Source organism: Mycobacterium sp. SMC-19, from assembly GCF_045310815.1.
In the GTDB taxonomy this organism is placed as follows: Bacteria; Actinomycetota; Actinomycetes; order Mycobacteriales; family Mycobacteriaceae; genus Mycobacterium.
The window spans coordinates 464,088-479,855 of sequence record NZ_JBJIAM010000001.1 but is presented as its reverse complement, the minus strand read 5'-3'; the positions used below and the strand labels follow the sequence as shown (position 1 = coordinate 479,855).

The window sequence follows — 15,768 nt, the reverse complement described above, 5'->3', positions numbered from 1 at the left end:
TATCAAGCCCAGTTAGTCCAGACAATAGTCCGTCGCAGCGCGGCAATCCGGCCTTGACGCATGAATAACCGCTGCGGAATAGTGTTCTGCATTACGCAGAACGGAGTATTTTGTCCGAACAAATGACGGCCGGCGTCAATGGGGCAGGTGGGGAGACTCCGGCGCCCGGGCCGCTGAGCGGCGTTCGAGTGGTCGATCTGACGACCATGGTGATGGGCCCGTACTGCACGCAGATCATGGCCGACATGGGCGCCGACGTCATCAAGATCGAACCCCCGGAGGGCGACGCCACCCGCTACATCTCGGCCGGTCCCGCACCCGACATGAGCGGGGTGTTCGTCAACGTCAACCGGGGCAAGCGCAGCGTCGTGCTGGACCTGCGCAGCGTGTCCGGACAGACCGCGATCGCCGCGCTGATCGGCCGGGCCGACGTGTTCATCCACTCGATGCGGGCCAAGGCGATGGCCAAGCTGGGCCTGGGCTATGCCGAGGTGGCCGCGCTCAACCCGGGGATCGTCTACACCAACTGCTACGGCTACGGGCGCCGCGGACCGGCCGCCGACCGCCCGGCCTACGACGACACCATTCAGGCCGAATGCGGGCTGCCCGCGGTGCAAGAGCAGCTCACCGGGCGGGCCGACTACGTCGGCACCATCATGGCCGACAAGATCGCCGGGCTGACCGCCCTCTACGCCACGATGATGGCGCTGTTCCACCGGGAGCGAACCGGACAGGGTCAGGAAGTAGAAGTCGCCATGTTCGAGACCATGGCTTCGTTCATGCTTGTCGAGCACGCCAACGGTGCGATGTTCGACCCGCCGCTGGGCCCGGCCGTCTACCCGCGCACGGTGGCGCCCAACCGGCGACCGTACGAGACCAGCGACGGCCAGATCGCCGCGCTGATCTACAACGACAAGCACTGGAACGCCTTCATCGGCGCGGTGCAGCCGCCCTGGGCCTGCGAGCAGTACGCCACTCTGGCGCAGCGGGCCGGGCAGATCGACACCATCTACGGGCTGGTGGCGCAAACGATGAAGGAGCGCACCACCGCCCAATGGCTGGCGCTCTTCGGGGAGCTGGAAATCCCGGCGGCCCCGCTGAACTCGCCCGGGGCACTGTTCAACGATGCGCACCTCAACGCCGTCGGTCTGTTCGAGACCGTGGACACCCCCAACGGACCGGTTCGCTTCCCCGGGGTGCCCACCTGGCTGTCGCGGACTCCCGGTCGGGTCGCCGGCGCGGCCCCGGAACTCGGCGCGCACACCGCGGCAATCTTTGCCGAACTCGGACTCGAGCAGGGCACCGCATGACCCTCGACTTGGACATGGGGGCGCGCGCCGGGGAACTGCGAGTCCAGCTGCGCGAACTGATTCAACGGGAACTGCCCGATCGGTTCCCGGGCGCGTTCACCGATGACCCTTCGGACCTTGCTGCAGCACAACGGTTCTGCCGGGTGCTGGCGGAGCAGGATCTGTTGTGTATGTCCTGGCCGGAGGAATTCGGCGGGGCGGGCGCCTCGGTGTGGGAGCAGACCGTGGTGCGTGAGGAGATGTGGGCGCATCATGAGCCGCGCGGGGCGCAGTACATGGGGGTGAACTGGGTCGGGCCGATCATCATGCGGCACGGGACACCGCAGCAGCAGCGCCGCCACCTGCCGCCCATCGCGGCCGGTGAAGTGATCTGGTGCCAAGGCTTCTCCGAACCCGAGGCCGGCTCCGACTTGGCTTCACTGCGCACTCACGCCCGCCGCGATGGTGACGGTTGGCTGATCAACGGCCAGAAGATCTGGACCTCCTACGCGACCATGGCGCAGTGGTGCTTTCTGCTGGTGCGCACCACCCGGGTCGGTGAAGGTTCAGTTACCAAGAAGCAGCAGGGCCTGACCGTGTTCCTGGTCCCGATGGACGATCCCGCCATCACCGTCCGGCCGCTGGGCACCATGATGGGTCCGCACCATCTCAACGAGGTGTTCTTCGACAACCTGCGCGTCACCGACGCCGATGTCCTCGGCGAACTCGACGCGGGCTGGTCGATCGTGGGCGACGTGATGGCGTTCGAGCGAGTCGGGATCGCCCGCTACGCGCGCTGCGAACGGTTGCTCGCCGCGGCGCCGCATGCCCTCGGGCAGCGCTGGGAGGCTCTGCCCGGCGAGGTGATCGCCCGCTGGGTGCGCATGCTCACGCACTGCCGGCGGGCCCGGCTGATGGCCTACCGGGTGGTGTCGCTGCAGGCCAGTGGCCGCATTGCGCCCGGTGACGCGGCCGCCTACCGGATCGCGGTCACCCGGCTGGACCAGGAGAGCGCAGAGGTGCTGATGGAGATCGCCGCCGAAGCCCCCGACGGCCCGCAGGCGCAGTGGTATCGCCAGGAGGTCGAAGACCACTGGCGCTACTCGCAGGCGGCCACGGTGTCCTCGGGCAGCATCGAGATGCAGCGCATCCTGCTGTCGCGCGCCCTGCTGGCGGTGGCGCGATGAACCTCGAACTCGGCCCGGACGCAGAAGAATTCGGACGGGCGGCGCGCCGCGCCTTCGAAGCGGCCGGCGGCGACGACCTGGTGATGCGCGCTGACGCCGATCCCAGCCTGCGGGAGCCGCTGGTCGGCCCGGTATTGCGCGGGTTGGGCACATTCGAGCTGAAGCCCCGCGCCGATGCCGACGAACTCGAGGCCGCCGCCGCACTGTGCCGCGGCGCCGGGTACTGGGCGCTTCCGTACCCGGTAGCCGAATGCCTGTCCACGCCGGCCGATCTCGACGTTGATGGGCTGATCGTGGTCGCCGACCATGCTCCCGCCGGCGTGGTGGCGGGGCTGTCGAAGCGCTGGGCCACGGTCACGCTGGCCGGGGTCCGCAGCACCGTCGTGGCGCAGTCGGAGGCCCGGCCGGCTCTGGTGGCGGAGCTGACCTTGGCCCCAGTCGACCCCGATGGCGTGGGTGACCTCGCGCTAGCGCTGACGCTGCCCTGCTGGACGCTGCTGGGGATGCTGGACCGGGCAATGGATCTGACGATCGCCCACGTCCGGCTGCGCGAACAATTCGGCCAGGCGCTGTCGACGTTTCAGGGCGTGCAGTTTCAACTGACCGACGCCGAGGTGGAGCGCGCCGGGCTGGACATGCTGGCCAAATACGCGCTGTGGAGTATCGCGACCGGGCGTCCCGAAGCCGTCGACGACGCACTGGCACTGCGATCGGCCGCGCTGGAGGCCGCCGACGTGGTGTTCCGCATCTGCCACCAACTGCACGGCGCCGTCGGATTCTGCGACGAGACCGCACTGTCGTGGCTGTCGCGCTACAGCCAGCCGCTGCGCCGCCTGCCCTGGGGACTGTCGGCCACCCGCGACCGGCTGGCCCGCCGCGTGCAACAGACCGGACTGACGGGACCCTACGCATGAAATACGACTTGCCGCCCGAGATCACGGTGACCGGCGAGGGCCCGGTCCGCACCGTCACGATCAACCGGCCCGACGAACTCAACAGCGTCAACGCCAACCTGCACTGGGGCCTGGCCAACGTGTGGCGGCAACTGGCCGCCGACAAGACGATCCGGGTCGTGGTGCTGACCGGCGCCGGGCGCGCGTTCTCCGCCGGCGGCGACCTGAACTGGATCACCACCTTCCTCGACGACGAAGCCGCCCGGGACGAGAGCATCCGCGAGGGCGCGCAGATCATCGAAGAGATGCTGCGGTTCCCGCTGCCGATCATCGCGGCCGTCAACGGTCCCGCCGTCGGACTGGGCGCCAGCTTGGCCGTGCTCTGCGACATCGTGTTGATCTCGCAGAGCGCCTATCTCGCCGATCCGCACGTGGCGGTCGGGTTGGTCGCCGGTGACGGCGGGGCCGCCCTCTGGCCGCTGATCACCCCGATCCTGCGAAGCCGCGAATACCTCTACACCGGCGATCGCATCGACGCCGCCACCGCGGTCGAACTCGGACTGGCCAGCCGCGCGGTGGCACCCGAAGAGTTGCTGCCGCAAGCACATCAGCTGGCCGCCCGCCTGGCTGCCCAGCCGCCGGAAGCGCTGCAGGGCACCAAGCGGGTGGTCAACATGTACCTGTCGCAGGTGCTGGGCGGGCCGCTGCAAGCCGGGTTCGCCGCCGAGGTGGCGACCATGAAGTCCGACGATCACCGGCAGCGCCTGCTGGCCTTCGCAGAGCGGGCGAACCGGCGATGACGGAACCGCATCAGCCCGACGATTTCCGCGCGCAGGTACGCCGGTGGTGCCGCGACAACATCCCCGCGGACTGGCGCCGCGCCCAGACCGGGGTGAGCGAGCGCGAGTTCGTCGACTTCCAGCGCAGCTGGTTCGCCACCTTGCACAGTGCGGGGTTCGCGGTCCCGCATTGGCCGAGCGAGTGGGGCGGCGGGATGTCGGTGGCCGATCAGGCCGTGCTGTACCAGGAACTCGCCGCCCACGACGCGCCCCGGCTGGTGCTGGCCTTCGTCGGCATCCACCACGCGGCCGCAACACTGCTGGCCGCCGGTACCGAAGAACAGCGGCGCCGACACCTGCCGGCGATCCTCGACGGCGAGATCTGGGTGCAGGGCTTCTCGGAACCGGAGGCCGGCTCGGACCTGGCATCGCTGCGCACCACCGCGCGCCGGGTGGGCGATGACTATGTGGTGAACGGCCAGAAGCTTTGGGCCAGCGGTGCCAGCCATGCGCAGTGGTGTCTGCTGCTGGCCCGTACCGACCCGGACGCCCCCAAACGCAAAGGCATCTCGTACTTCCTGCTGGATATGGCCACCCCCGGCGTCCAGGTGCGGCCGATCCGCAACGCCGTCGGCGACCAGCACTTCTGCGAGATCTTCCTCGATGACGTCGTGATCCCCGCCGCCAACCTGATCGGGGCGGAGAACGCCGGATGGCAGGTGGCGCAGGCGACCCTGGGCGCCGAGCGCGGCATGACCATGCTCGAGCTCGCCGAACGCCTGGGCTGCGCGGGCTTTCGCTGGCTGGTCGATGCCGCCCCGAGCGATGACCCGGTGGTGGCCGACCGGCTGGCACAACTGGAAACCGAGATCACCGGACTGCGCGGCATGTGCCGCCAACTGGTGCACAACGTCGAAGCCGGCACCGCCGGACCCGCCGACGCCTCGATCGTGAAGCTGTACTACAGCGAGCTGCTCCAGCGGCTCACCGACTTCGGCACCGAGATCGGTGGGCCGGACGCCCACACCGTGCTGGACAAACCGCTGTCCAGCGGCTGGGAGTCGGGGTCGTGGGTGCTGGATTTCGTCGGCTCCTGGGAATGGACCATTCCCGGCGGCTCCAGCGAGATCCAGCGCACCATCATCGGCGAACGCGGCCTCGGCCTGCCCAGAGAGCCGAGCATGCCGTGACCACCACCGATTTCGCCGAGCTGCACGACGACCTGCGAACGGTCGCCGCCGACGTACTGGCCCGCGGCAGGGGGGTCGACTGGTCCACCGTCGCAGACGCCGGCTGGTCGAGCCTGGAGGTTCCCGAGGCCCTTGGGGGCGCGGGGGCGAGCTTCGCCGAAGTCGCGGTGATCTGCCAAGAACTGGGCCGCGCCGCCGCGGCAACGCACTACCTGGGCGGTGCGGTGCTGTCGGTGGGGCTGCTGAACAGCCTGCGCGACAGCGAGGTTCGCAACGACCTGCTGGCCGAGGTCGCCGCCGGGCGGACCCGGCTCGCCACGGTAATCGGGGGATCGTTCACCCTCGACGCCGAACGGCGGCTGACCGGCCGTGCCGACTTCGTGCCGGATGCCGACGGCGCCGACCGGCTGCTGGTGGTGGCCGCCGATACGTCCGGTGCCGATGTGGCGGTCGTCGTGGAGGCGCTGAGCGTCACCGACCAGCCGGTGCTCGACGAGACCCGCGACGTCGCCACGGTCGCCGCCGATGGGATCGATGTGGCCGACCCGGCGGTGCTGCGGTTCGCGGGCAGCGCGCAGACGCTCGGACATCGGGCGGCGGTCGCGGTGGCGTGCGACAGCCTCGGTCTGGCCGAAGCCATGCTGGAGGCGACGGTGTCCTATGCGAAGACCCGGGAGCAGTTCGGCCGGCCCATCGGCTCCTTCCAGGCCGTCAAACACGCCTGCGCCGACATGCTGGTGAAGATCACGGTGGCCCGCACCCTGGTCCGCGACGCCGTCCACGCCGTGGTGCACAACCACTCAGACGTGGACGCCGCTGTCGCCATGGCGAAGTCCTACACCTGCGCGGCCGCCGTCGACGTGGTCGGCAAAGCGCTACAACTGCACGGCGGCATCGGCTACACGTGGGACAGCGGCATCCACGTCTACCTGAAGCGCGCCACTTTCAACCGGTCGCTGTTCGGATCCCCGGCAGCGTACCGTCGTCGTCTCGCTCAACGGTATTAACAAGTCAAGCAAGGAGTTTCGAGAAGTGGGTATGCCCGTCTATCGCCGGATCCTGGAACTGTTCGAGGCCGAGGGCGTCAACACGCTGTTCGGCATCCCCGACCCCAACTTCGTGCACATGTTCGTCGAGGCCGAACAACGGGGCTGGTCGGTGGTGGCGCCGCACCACGAGGAGAGCGCCGGCTTCATGGCCGAGGCGGCCTCGCGGATGACCGGCCGGCCGGGCCTGTGCATCGGCACCCTGGGGCCGGGGGTGGCCAACATCGCCGGCGCGATGATGTGCGCGAAGGTGGAGAACTCCCCGGTGGTGTTCCTGGGCGGTCAGCGTGCCCGCATCACCGAGCGGCGGGTGCGGCGCGGACGCATCCAATTCGTCCGCCAGGAAGAGCTTTTCACGCCGTCGGTGAAGTACAGCGCGTCGATCGAATACGCCGATCAGACCGACGAGATCGTGCACGAGGCCATCCGCCGCGCCATGTCCGGCACCCCCGGACCGGCCTATATCGAATACCCGTCGCACGTCATCCTCGAAGAACTCGACGTCGCCGATCCGCCCGAGCCACACCGCTATCGGCTGGTGAATCAGCGGGCCGGCGCGCCCGAAGTGGCGCAGGCCGCCGAGATCATCCGCAAGGCGTCCAGCCCGATCCTGCTGGTAGGCCACGGCGTACACACCTCGCGCAGTGCGGCCGCGGTCGCCGAGCTGGCTCAGCTGATGGCCTGCCCGGTGATTCAGACCTCCGGCGGCACCGCCTTCATTCCCGGTCTGGAGGAACGCACCTTCCCCTACGGCTTCTCGACGGCAGCCGTCGAGGCCGTCGCCGGGTCGGACGTCTGCGTGGCGCTGGGCACCGAGCTGGGGGAGCCGGTGCACTACGGCACCACCCGGCACTGGGCCGACAAGAACGGCGAGCGCAAGTGGATCTACGTCGAGCAGGACCCGCTGGCGATCGGGGTGAACCGGCCGGTGGACGTTGCACTGGTGGGTGACCTGCGGGGCGTCGTGCCGCAGCTGGTGGATGCCCTCCAAGGCAGTCCCCGCACCCCGTCTGCCGACCTGGACCGGTGGATCAAACAGGACGCCGACCAGCTCGCGGAACTGGCCGAAACGGCACCGGCCGGCCGTTCCCCGGTGCACCCGGCGCGCTACGTGGTCGAGGCCACTCGGGCCTTCCCCGCCGACGGCATCATGGTGCGCGACGGTGGCGCCACCGTCATATTCCAGTGGACCTATTCGCAGGCCAAGCCGCACGACGTGATGTGGAATCAGAACTTCGGGCACCTGGGCACCGGGTTGCCCTATGCCGTGGGAGCCTCGGTCGCCGAGGGCGGCAAGCGGCCGGTGATGCTGCTGACCAGCGACTCGGCGTTCCTCTTTCACATCGGTGAGCTGGAGACCGCGGCCCGGCTGGGCCTGCCGCTGGTCTGCGTGGTGGGCGTCGACCACCAGTGGGGCCTGGAAGTCGGGGTGTACAAGCGGACCTTCGAGCAACCCTCGCCGCAGCCCGGCGTGCACTGGGGCAAGAACGTGCGGTTCGACAAGATCGCCGAGGGAATGGGTGCCCGCGGGGAGTACGTCGACGACGAAACACAGATCGGGCCGGCCATCGAGCGTGCCTTCGCCGCCGGCGGCACCGCGGTGATCCACGTCTGCATCGATCCCAAGGCGAACTCCGAAGAGATGCCGAACTACGCCGAGTTCCGCACCTGGTACGCCGAAGGAACCCAATAAACGAGAATGCTATTCTCGCTTTCGACTAACAACGTGCACGAGGTGATGGGCTGGAGGGGATCATGTCCGGCGGAATGAGCTTCGAACTGACCGAGGATCAACAGCTGATCCGGCAGTCGGTCGCCGAACTCGCGGCCAAGTTCGACGACCACTACTGGATGACCAAGGACCAGGCGCACGAATTCCCGCAGGAGTTCTACGACGCCATCGCCGGCGGCGGCTGGCTGGGCATGACCATCCCCGAGGAGTACGGCGGTCACGGGCTGGGCATCACCGAGGCCACCATCCTGGCCGAGGAAGTGGCGCGTTCGGGCGGCGGGATGAATGCCGCCAGCGCGATCCACCTGTCGATCTTCGGCATGCAGCCGGTCGTGGTCTTCGGCTCGGACGAGATGAAGGCCGAGACGCTGCCCCGCATCGTCAGTGGCGACCTGCACGTGTGCTTCGGCGTCACCGAACCGACCGCGGGCCTCGACACCTCCCGCATCACCACGTTCGCCAAGCGTGACGGCAGCGATTACGTGGTAAATGGGCGCAAGGTGTGGATCTCCAAAGCCCTTGAGTCCGAGAAGATCCTGCTGCTCACCCGCACCACCCCGCGCGACGAGACGGCCAAACCCACCGACGGCCTGACCCTGTTCCTCACCGATATCGACCGCGACCATGTCGACATCCGGCCGATCACCAAGATGGGCCGCAACGCGGTGTCGTCCAACGAGGTGTTCATCGACGACCTGCGCATCCCGGCCGAACACCGGATCGGCGACGAGGGCAAGGGCTTCTCCTACATCCTGCACGGGCTGAACCCCGAGCGCATGCTGATCGCCGCCGAGGCCCTCGGCATCGGCCGGGTCGCGCTGGACCGTGCGGTCAAGTACGCCAACGAGCGCGTGGTGTTCGACCGGCCGATCGGTATGAACCAGGGCATCCAGTTCCCGCTCGCCGACTCACTGGCCCGCCTGGACGCCGCCGAACTGATCCTGCGCAAGGCCACCTGGCTCTACGACAACGGCAAGTCCTGCGGTCGTGAGGCCAACATGGCCAAATACCTTTGTGCCGATGCCGGTTTCGCGGCCGCCGACCGGGCGCTGCAGACTCACGGCGGGATGGGCTACTCGGAGGAGTACAACATCTCCCGGTTCTTCCGGGAATCTCGCCTGATGAAGATCGCCCCGGTCAGCCAGGAGATGATCCTGAACTTCCTGGGCTCGCACGTGCTCGGCTTGCCGAGGAGCTACTGATGGCCGGCTACTTCGACCTGACCGGTCGCAGCGCGGTGGTGACCGGGGCAGCCGGCGGCATCGGCTCGGCGGTCGCGGCCGCACTCGCGCAAGCCGGGGCGGCGGTGCTGGTCACCGACGTCGACGCCGACGCGGCAGCCGCGGTGGCCGAACGGATTTCGGCATCCGGTGGCCGGGCCGAATCCGCGGCGCTCGATGTCACGGATCCCGACTCGGCGGAGGCGGCCGCCGCCAAGGCCGCCGAACTGGCCGACGGAAAGATCCACATCCTGATCAACAATGCCGGGGTGACCCGCCCGGCGATGTTCGAGAAGTTGACCGCCGAGTCCCTGCGACTGCTGCTTGACGTGCACACCGTCGGCGCCTTCAACTGCACCCAGGCCGTGCTGCCGTATGTCCCCACCGACGGCACCGGCCGCATCGTCAACGTGACCTCGGCGGCGGGCCTGACCGGCACCCTCGGGCAGGTCAACTACTCGGCGGCCAAGGCGGCGCTGATCGGGTTCACCAAATCGCTGGCCCGGGAACTGGCGACCAAGCGGATCTGCGTCAACGCGTTGGCGCCGCTGGCGGCGACCCCGATGACCGAGACCATCCGCACCAATGAGAAGTTTGCGGCCAACATGATGAACCGCATCCCGATGAAGCGCTGGGCGGAGCCCAGCGAGGTCGCCGGTGCGTTCGTCTTCATGGCTTCCGATGCCGCCTCCTACGTCACCGGGCAGGTATTGCCGGTCGACGGCGGCATGGTGATGTGATGCCGGAGCCCTCCAACGCGCCGCTGGCCGGCGTCACGGTGGTGGCGCTGGAGCAGGCGGTGTCGGCGCCGATGTGCACCCGAGCCCTCGCCGACTTCGGCGCGCGGGTCATCAAGGTGGAAAACCCCGACGGCGGCGATTTCGCCCGCTACTACGACGATGTCGTCAACGGCCAGGCGGCGCACTTCGTCTGGGTCAACCGGGGCAAGGAATCGGTGACCCTGGACCTGAAAAGCGAAGCGGGACGCGATGTCCTGCACCGGTTGTTGGACCGTGCCGACGTGCTGGTGTCCAACCTCGCGCCGGGTGCCACGGCTCGGCTGGGCCTGTCCCGCGAGCAGATGGCGCAGCGGCACCCGAACGTGATCGCCGTCGAGATCGACGGCTACGGTGCCGGCGGACCGTTGTCGCACAAGCGGGCCTACGACCTGCTGGTGCAGGCGGAGTCGGGCGTGTGCTCGGTGACCGGCAACCCGGGTGCCCCGGCCAAACCGGGCCCGCCGGTGGCCGACGTCACCACCGGCCTGTACGCGGCCCTGTCGATCATGGCCCTGCTGGTGGGCCGCAAAGGAGCGGGTGCCCAACCGGATTCGCCGGCTCCATCGATCAGCGTGAGCCTGTTCGACACCATGGCCGAGATGATGGGCTACCACCTGACCTACGCCCGGCACTCCGGGATCGACCAGCAGCCGCTGGGAATGAGCTCACCGGCAGTGTCGCCCTACGGGGCCTACCCGACCGCGGACGGGCACACCGTGGTGCTGGGCACCACCAACGACCGGGAATGGCAGCGACTGGCCCGGGAACTACTGGGCCGCAACGATCTCGCCGACGATCCCCGCTTTGCCGGCAACGCCGACCGGGTCGTCAACCGCGCGATCCTGGACGAGGCGATCGCCGCGTGGTGCGCCCGCCACGACCTGGCGCATATCCAGGACGCCGCCGACGCCGCCGGGATCGGCAACGCCCGCTACAACGCGCCCAGCGACGTGCTGGCCCATCCGCAACTGGCGCAGCGCGACCGCTGGCACAGCATCGACACCCCGGCCGGCCCCATCCCGTCGTTGCTGCCGCCGCCGGTGATCTCCGGCTACCACCCGCCGATGGGGGCGGTGCCGGGCCTGGGCGAACACACCGACGCGGTGCTGGACGAACTGGGGCTGACCGGCGAGGAGATCGACGGCCTGCGCGCCGGCGGGGTCATACGGCAGGCTGGGCGCTGATGGCTCCCGACACTGCGCCCGTGCTGCTTTGCACCGACCGTGACGGCGTGCGAACGCTGACCTTGAACCGGCCAGCACGCAAGAACGCGATCAACCCGGAGCTGTGGCGTGCGCTGCGCGACGCGCTGCGCGATGCCGCCGACGACCCCGACCTGCGCGCGCTGGTGATCACCGGCGCCGGCGGGGCGTTCTGCTCGGGCGCCGACATCGGCACCCCCGATGAGGTGCACCCGGTGGAGAAACTGCGCCGGTTGTCCGACGTCGCACTGGCGCTGCACGAGTTGACCATCCCCACCATCGCGAAGGTGACCGGCGTCGCGGTGGGGGCCGGCTGGAACCTGGCGCTGGGCTGCGACCTGGTGGTCGCGACACCGGAATCGACGTTCTGCCAGATCTTCTCGAAGCGCGGGCTCTCGATCGATCTGGCCGGATCCTGGTTGCTGCCCAAACTCGTCGGGCTGCAACAGGCCAAGCGGCTCGCACTGCTTGCCGAGACCATCGACGCCGGCGAGGCGCAGGCGTTGAACCTGGTGACCTGGGTGGTGGGCTCCGGCGAGATCGACGCCTTCGTCGACGAGCTCGCCGACCGGCTGGCCGCCGGCCCGCCGCGAGCGTTGGCGCAGACCAAGGCGCTGCTCAATCAGGGCGCCGACGCCACCCTGCCCGAGGCCCTGGCCAATGAGGCACGGGCCCAGATCGTGAACTTCGCGGGCACCGATGCCGCGGAAGCCTATGCGGCGTTCGCCGAGAAACGCCCGCCGCGCTTCACCGGCGGGTGGCTGCCGAAGTCAACGAGATCGGAGTAGTCAGATGCGACCCACGGTGATCGTCGGCGCGGTGCGCACCCCCGTCGGAAAGCGTAACGGCGGGCTGGCCGGCACCCATGCCGCGGACCTGTCCGCGATCGTGCTGGGCGAACTGATGGAGCGCACCGGAACCGACCCCGGCGTCGTCGACGACGTGGTGTGGGGCTGCGTGTCGCAGGTCGGCGATCAGTCCTCCAACATCGGCCGATACGCGGTGCTGGCCGCGGGCTGGCCAGAACACGTCCCAGCAACCACGGTCAACCGGGCCTGCGGTTCCAGTCAGCAGGCGCTGGACTTCGCCGTGCAGGCGGTGATGTCGGACCAACAGGACATCGTGGTCGCCGGCGGTGTTGAGGTGATGAGCCGGGTTCCGCTCGGCGCGGCCCGGGCCACCGGCGAACCCTTCGGCCCGAAAGCACTGGCCCGCTATGACGGATTCCAGTTCAACCAGGGCGTCGGCGCCGAGATGATCTGCGAGAAGTGGGGTTTCGATCGCACCCAGGTCGATGAGTATTCGGCGCGCTCACACGAGTTGGCCGCCGCCGCGCAGGACGCCGGTGCATTCCGCGATCAGATCGTCCCGGTCGCGACCGACGGCGGGGTGGTGGACGCCGACGAGGGCATCCGCCGCGGCACCACCGCCGAGAAGCTGGCCGGGCTCAAGCCGGCCTTCCGCGAGGACGGATTGATCCACGCCGGCAACTCCTCGCAGATCTCCGACGGCGCCGCAGCGCTTTTGGTGATGAGCGAGGACGAGGCCGCCCGGCGCGGGCTGACCCCGCTGGTGCGCTACACCGCCGGCGCGGTGACCGGCGCCGACCCGGTCCTGATGCTCACCGGGCCCATCCCGGCCACCGCGAAGGTGCTCCAGCGCGCCGGACTGAGCATCGACGACATCGGTGTCTTCGAAGTCAACGAGGCCTTTGCCCCGGTGCCGATGGCGTGGCTGGCCGAGACCGGCGCCGACCCCAAGCGCCTCAACCCGGTCGGCGGTGCGATCGCCCTGGGTCACCCGCTCGGTGCATCGGGAGCGGTGCTGATGATCCGGATGATTCACCACATGCGCGCCAACGGGATTCGCTACGGCCTGCAGACCATGTGCGAGGGCGGCGGCACCGCCAACGCCACGATCGTCGAGCTGGTCGGTTAGGGGACTTTCCATGCGGCGCGATCTGTTCACGCAGGACCACGAGTCATTCCGTGCCTTGGCCCGCGACTTCGTCGAGAAGCACGTGGTGCCCGAATACCCCAACTGGGAGAAGGCCGGCCGGATGCCCCGCGAGGTGTTCGAGCACCTGGGCTCGCTCGGGATGCTGGGCATGGCCATCCCCGAGGAATACGGCGGCGCGGGCGTCGAGGACTACCGCTACAACGTGGTGCTCCAGGAGGAAGCCGCGCGCGCCCTGGTCACGCTGTCCACGGTGCGCACCCAACTCGAGGTGATCCTGCCGTACTTCCTGCACTACACGAACGACGAACAGCGGGCGCGCTGGTTCCCCGGTATGGCGGCCGGCAAGCTGCTCACCGCGATCGCGATGACCGAACCCGGCACCGGATCGGATCTGGCCGGAATGCGCACCACCGCGGTCCTAGACGGCGAGGACTACATCCTCAACGGGGCCAAGACCTTCATCACCGGTGGTATCCAGGCCGACCTGGTGATTGTGGTGGCCCGCACCTCAACCGACCCCGACAACCGTCGCCGCGGGCTGACCCTGCTGGTGGTCGAGGGCGGCATGCCCGGCTTCGAGCGCGGCCGCGAACTGGACAAGATGGGCTGCAAGGTCCAAGACACCGCCGAACTGTCCTTTACCGACGTGCGGGTTCCGGCGGCCAACCGGCTGGGGGCCGACGGCGAGGCCTTCAGCTACCTGGGGCACAATCTCGCCCAGGAACGCCTCACGGTGGCGGTCGGGTCGGTCGCCCAAGCCCGTTCGGCGCTGGCCGCGACCATCGACTACGTGCAGAACCGCAACGTGTTCGGCTCGCCGGTCGCCTCGTTCCAGAACACCAAGTTCGAGTTGGCGGCGGTCTCCACCGAGATCGAGGCGGCCCAGTGCATGCTCGACCGGGCGGTCGCCGATCACGTCGAGGGCATTTTGTCGGGTGCGGACGCGGCCCGGACCAAACTGTTCTGCACCGAGATGCAGGCCCGGGTCATCGACCGCTGTCTGCAGCTGTTCGGCGGCTACGGCTACATGATGGAATACCCGATCGCCCGGCTCTACACCGATGCGCGGGTGGCCCGGATCTATGCCGGGACTAGCGAGGTGATGAAGATGATCGTCGCCAAATCGCTGGGTTTGTGAGGGCGGGAAACACACCCCGGATTCCGCCCGAGCGTGAAGGCAGCTTCACGCTCAAACGTCGAGCGTGAAGCCAACTTCACGCTCGGTGAGAGCTCCGCCAAAAAATTAGTTGGATGAGACCCTTGTCACAGCAGGCCTAACCAACCTACTGTGTGTTCACTTGGTTGGTTAAGCAAAGGAGACCGGTGACGTCACCCCGGCCGTACGCCACACTTCTCGCCAAAGGCGAGGACCGCAGGCAGCGGATTCTGCTGGCGGCTGAGCACCTGCTGGCGCGCAATGGCTGGCGCAACACCTCACTGGCGCAGATCGCCCGCAACGCCGGCGTCAGCGCGGCCGGCCTGTTGCACCATTTCGCGTCCAAGGAGCAGTTGCTGCACGCGGTGCTCGACGCCCGCGACGCCGACGACGACATTCACGCCGACCGCAGCGGCGACCTGATCGAGGAGATCCAGCGGGTGGCCGAGCGGTTCACCCGGGCGCCCGAACTGGTCGGCACCTTCACCGTGTTGCTCGCTGAGAACGTCCTGCCCGAGGCGCCGCTGCACGACCGGATGCTGCACCGGTACCGCAGTGCGCTGGAGATCGTCGCCGACCTGATCCGGCGGGGCATGGACGACGGCCGCTACCGCACAGACCTCAACGCGACTGCCAAGGCCGCGGAGATTATCGCCTTTATCAATGGAATGGAGATGTCATGGCTGCTGGATCCATCAATTCCCCTGACCGAGGTGTTCGCGGGGTACGCGGAAACGCTGGCCCGCGACTTCGCGCTTCAGGAAAAGGGCGCGCAGCGGTGACCGGGGCCGGGGAGCAGGACATGCGCTACCGGTTCGACATCGTGGGGCGCAGCGTCGTCGACGTCGTTATGGCCGCCGGCGGCTGGCTCTATGACCGTGCGACCGCGGGCTGGGACGTCACCGTGTTGATCGATGACGCCGAGGACACCCGCCCCCTGGAGATCCTGGGGGCCAAGGTGCTGGACCTGGCGTCGGTGCTCACCCAGTGGGAGCACTGGCCGCACCCGCAGACCATCGCGGTGTGCGCGGAGATGTTCGACGGTCACGCCCGGGTGCGCCAGGGGGTGATCGACGCGCTGGAGCACAGCAGCACCGAGGTGACGTTGTGGGGCGATGTGCCGGCCGAGTTGGACAGCGACGTCGACGCCCGTCAGCACCGGCTCAGCGCGGCGGCTCGCGCCTTCAAGGCTCAGGCGCTGCGAGCGGCCGGTATCGACCCGGCGGGCTCCCAGGCCTGGGACGCCCATATCGAGACGTTTCGCTGTGGGCCGGCCGCGTGTACCTCGGTCGCGGCGGACCTGAGCCCAGCCAGTTGAAGGGCGCGGGCAGCGCGC

General features: G+C 68.7%; 15 protein-coding genes. All 15 read left to right on the top strand.

Features of this window, described 5'->3' with window-relative positions; translation table 11 throughout:
* Positions 1 to 173: 173 nt before the first annotated feature.
* Entirely contained in the window at positions 174 to 1,310 is a 1,137-nt protein-coding gene (locus tag ACJH5R_RS02355; protein WP_406756567.1) for a CaiB/BaiF CoA transferase family protein, read from the top strand.
* Positions 1,307 to 2,476, top strand: a complete 1,170-nt coding sequence (locus ACJH5R_RS02350; protein WP_406756243.1) for an acyl-CoA dehydrogenase family protein — start codon at positions 1,307 to 1,309, stop codon at positions 2,474 to 2,476. The genes ACJH5R_RS02355 and ACJH5R_RS02350 overlap by 4 nt, the downstream gene beginning before the upstream one ends.
* A complete protein-coding gene (locus ACJH5R_RS02345; RefSeq protein WP_406781223.1) occupies positions 2,473 to 3,390 on the top strand; it encodes an acyl-CoA dehydrogenase family protein in 918 nt (305 codons plus the stop codon). Before ACJH5R_RS02350 ends, ACJH5R_RS02345 begins: the two co-directional genes overlap by 4 nt.
* Entirely contained in the window at positions 3,387 to 4,169 is a 783-nt protein-coding gene (locus tag ACJH5R_RS02340) for an enoyl-CoA hydratase/isomerase family protein (protein ID WP_406756241.1), read from the top strand. Before ACJH5R_RS02345 ends, ACJH5R_RS02340 begins: the two co-directional genes overlap by 4 nt.
* The gene (locus ACJH5R_RS02335) at positions 4,166 to 5,338 is read left to right on the top strand and encodes an acyl-CoA dehydrogenase family protein (protein WP_406781222.1); all 1,173 of its coding nucleotides are present in this window, start codon (positions 4,166 to 4,168) and stop codon (positions 5,336 to 5,338) included. Before ACJH5R_RS02340 ends, ACJH5R_RS02335 begins: the two co-directional genes overlap by 4 nt.
* Entirely contained in the window at positions 5,335 to 6,345 is a 1,011-nt protein-coding gene (locus ACJH5R_RS02330) for an acyl-CoA dehydrogenase family protein (RefSeq protein WP_406781221.1), read from the top strand. The genes ACJH5R_RS02335 and ACJH5R_RS02330 overlap by 4 nt, the downstream gene beginning before the upstream one ends.
* A gap of 25 nt (positions 6,346 to 6,370) precedes the next feature.
* Positions 6,371 to 8,077 (top strand): thiamine pyrophosphate-binding protein, encoded by a 1,707-nt coding sequence (locus ACJH5R_RS02325; RefSeq protein WP_406781220.1) that lies wholly within the window; start codon positions 6,371 to 6,373, stop codon positions 8,075 to 8,077.
* Positions 8,078 to 8,139: 62 nt separating this feature from the next.
* Positions 8,140 to 9,318, top strand: a complete 1,179-nt coding sequence (locus tag ACJH5R_RS02320) for an acyl-CoA dehydrogenase family protein (RefSeq protein WP_406781219.1) — start codon at positions 8,140 to 8,142, stop codon at positions 9,316 to 9,318.
* Positions 9,318 to 10,076, top strand: coding sequence for an SDR family NAD(P)-dependent oxidoreductase (locus ACJH5R_RS02315; protein WP_406781218.1), 759 nt, complete (start codon positions 9,318 to 9,320; stop codon positions 10,074 to 10,076). The genes ACJH5R_RS02320 and ACJH5R_RS02315 overlap by 1 nt, the downstream gene beginning before the upstream one ends.
* Positions 10,076 to 11,299 carry a CaiB/BaiF CoA transferase family protein gene (locus tag ACJH5R_RS02310; protein ID WP_406781217.1) on the top strand — a complete coding sequence of 408 codons (1,224 nt, stop codon included), beginning with the start codon at positions 10,076 to 10,078 and terminating at the stop codon, positions 11,297 to 11,299. Before ACJH5R_RS02315 ends, ACJH5R_RS02310 begins: the two co-directional genes overlap by 1 nt.
* Positions 11,299 to 12,105 carry an enoyl-CoA hydratase/isomerase family protein gene (locus tag ACJH5R_RS02305; protein WP_406781216.1) on the top strand — a complete coding sequence of 269 codons (807 nt, stop codon included), beginning with the start codon at positions 11,299 to 11,301 and terminating at the stop codon, positions 12,103 to 12,105. The genes ACJH5R_RS02310 and ACJH5R_RS02305 overlap by 1 nt, the downstream gene beginning before the upstream one ends.
* 4 nt (positions 12,106 to 12,109) lie before the next feature.
* Positions 12,110 to 13,255, top strand: a complete 1,146-nt coding sequence (locus ACJH5R_RS02300) for a thiolase family protein (protein ID WP_406781215.1) — start codon at positions 12,110 to 12,112, stop codon at positions 13,253 to 13,255.
* A gap of 10 nt (positions 13,256 to 13,265) precedes the next feature.
* Positions 13,266 to 14,414: an acyl-CoA dehydrogenase family protein gene (locus tag ACJH5R_RS02295; RefSeq protein WP_406781214.1), complete on the top strand. Its 1,149-nt coding sequence runs from the start codon at positions 13,266 to 13,268 to the stop codon at positions 14,412 to 14,414.
* 185 nt (positions 14,415 to 14,599) lie between these two features.
* Entirely contained in the window at positions 14,600 to 15,214 is a 615-nt protein-coding gene (locus tag ACJH5R_RS02290) for a TetR/AcrR family transcriptional regulator (protein ID WP_406781213.1), read from the top strand.
* A gap of 20 nt (positions 15,215 to 15,234) precedes the next feature.
* Positions 15,235 to 15,750 (top strand): hypothetical protein, encoded by a 516-nt coding sequence (locus ACJH5R_RS02285; RefSeq protein WP_406756566.1) that lies wholly within the window; start codon positions 15,235 to 15,237, stop codon positions 15,748 to 15,750.
* The last annotated feature ends 18 nt before the right edge of the window (positions 15,751 to 15,768 follow it).

What these genes read in the sequence shown, in the direction of transcription:
- ACJH5R_RS02345 (WP_406781223.1), top strand. Translation starts at nt 2,473, where the DNA reads ATGAACCTCGAACTCGGCCCGGACGCAGAAGAATTCGGACGGGCGGCG.
- ACJH5R_RS02350 (WP_406756243.1), top strand. Translation starts at nt 1,307, where the DNA reads ATGACCCTCGACTTGGACATGGGGGCGCGCGCCGGGGAACTGCGAGTC.
- ACJH5R_RS02295 (WP_406781214.1), top strand. Translation starts at nt 13,266, where the DNA reads ATGCGGCGCGATCTGTTCACGCAGGACCACGAGTCATTCCGTGCCTTG.
- ACJH5R_RS02300 (WP_406781215.1), top strand. Translation starts at nt 12,110, where the DNA reads ATGCGACCCACGGTGATCGTCGGCGCGGTGCGCACCCCCGTCGGAAAG.
- ACJH5R_RS02320 (WP_406781219.1), top strand. Translation starts at nt 8,140, where the DNA reads ATGTCCGGCGGAATGAGCTTCGAACTGACCGAGGATCAACAGCTGATC.
- ACJH5R_RS02335 (WP_406781222.1), top strand. Translation starts at nt 4,166, where the DNA reads ATGACGGAACCGCATCAGCCCGACGATTTCCGCGCGCAGGTACGCCGG.
- ACJH5R_RS02305 (WP_406781216.1), top strand. Translation starts at nt 11,299, where the DNA reads ATGGCTCCCGACACTGCGCCCGTGCTGCTTTGCACCGACCGTGACGGC.
- ACJH5R_RS02340 (WP_406756241.1), top strand. Translation starts at nt 3,387, where the DNA reads ATGAAATACGACTTGCCGCCCGAGATCACGGTGACCGGCGAGGGCCCG.
- ACJH5R_RS02285 (WP_406756566.1), top strand. Translation starts at nt 15,235, where the DNA reads ATGCGCTACCGGTTCGACATCGTGGGGCGCAGCGTCGTCGACGTCGTT.
- ACJH5R_RS02315 (WP_406781218.1), top strand. Translation starts at nt 9,318, where the DNA reads ATGGCCGGCTACTTCGACCTGACCGGTCGCAGCGCGGTGGTGACCGGG.
- ACJH5R_RS02310 (WP_406781217.1), top strand. Translation starts at nt 10,076, where the DNA reads ATGCCGGAGCCCTCCAACGCGCCGCTGGCCGGCGTCACGGTGGTGGCG.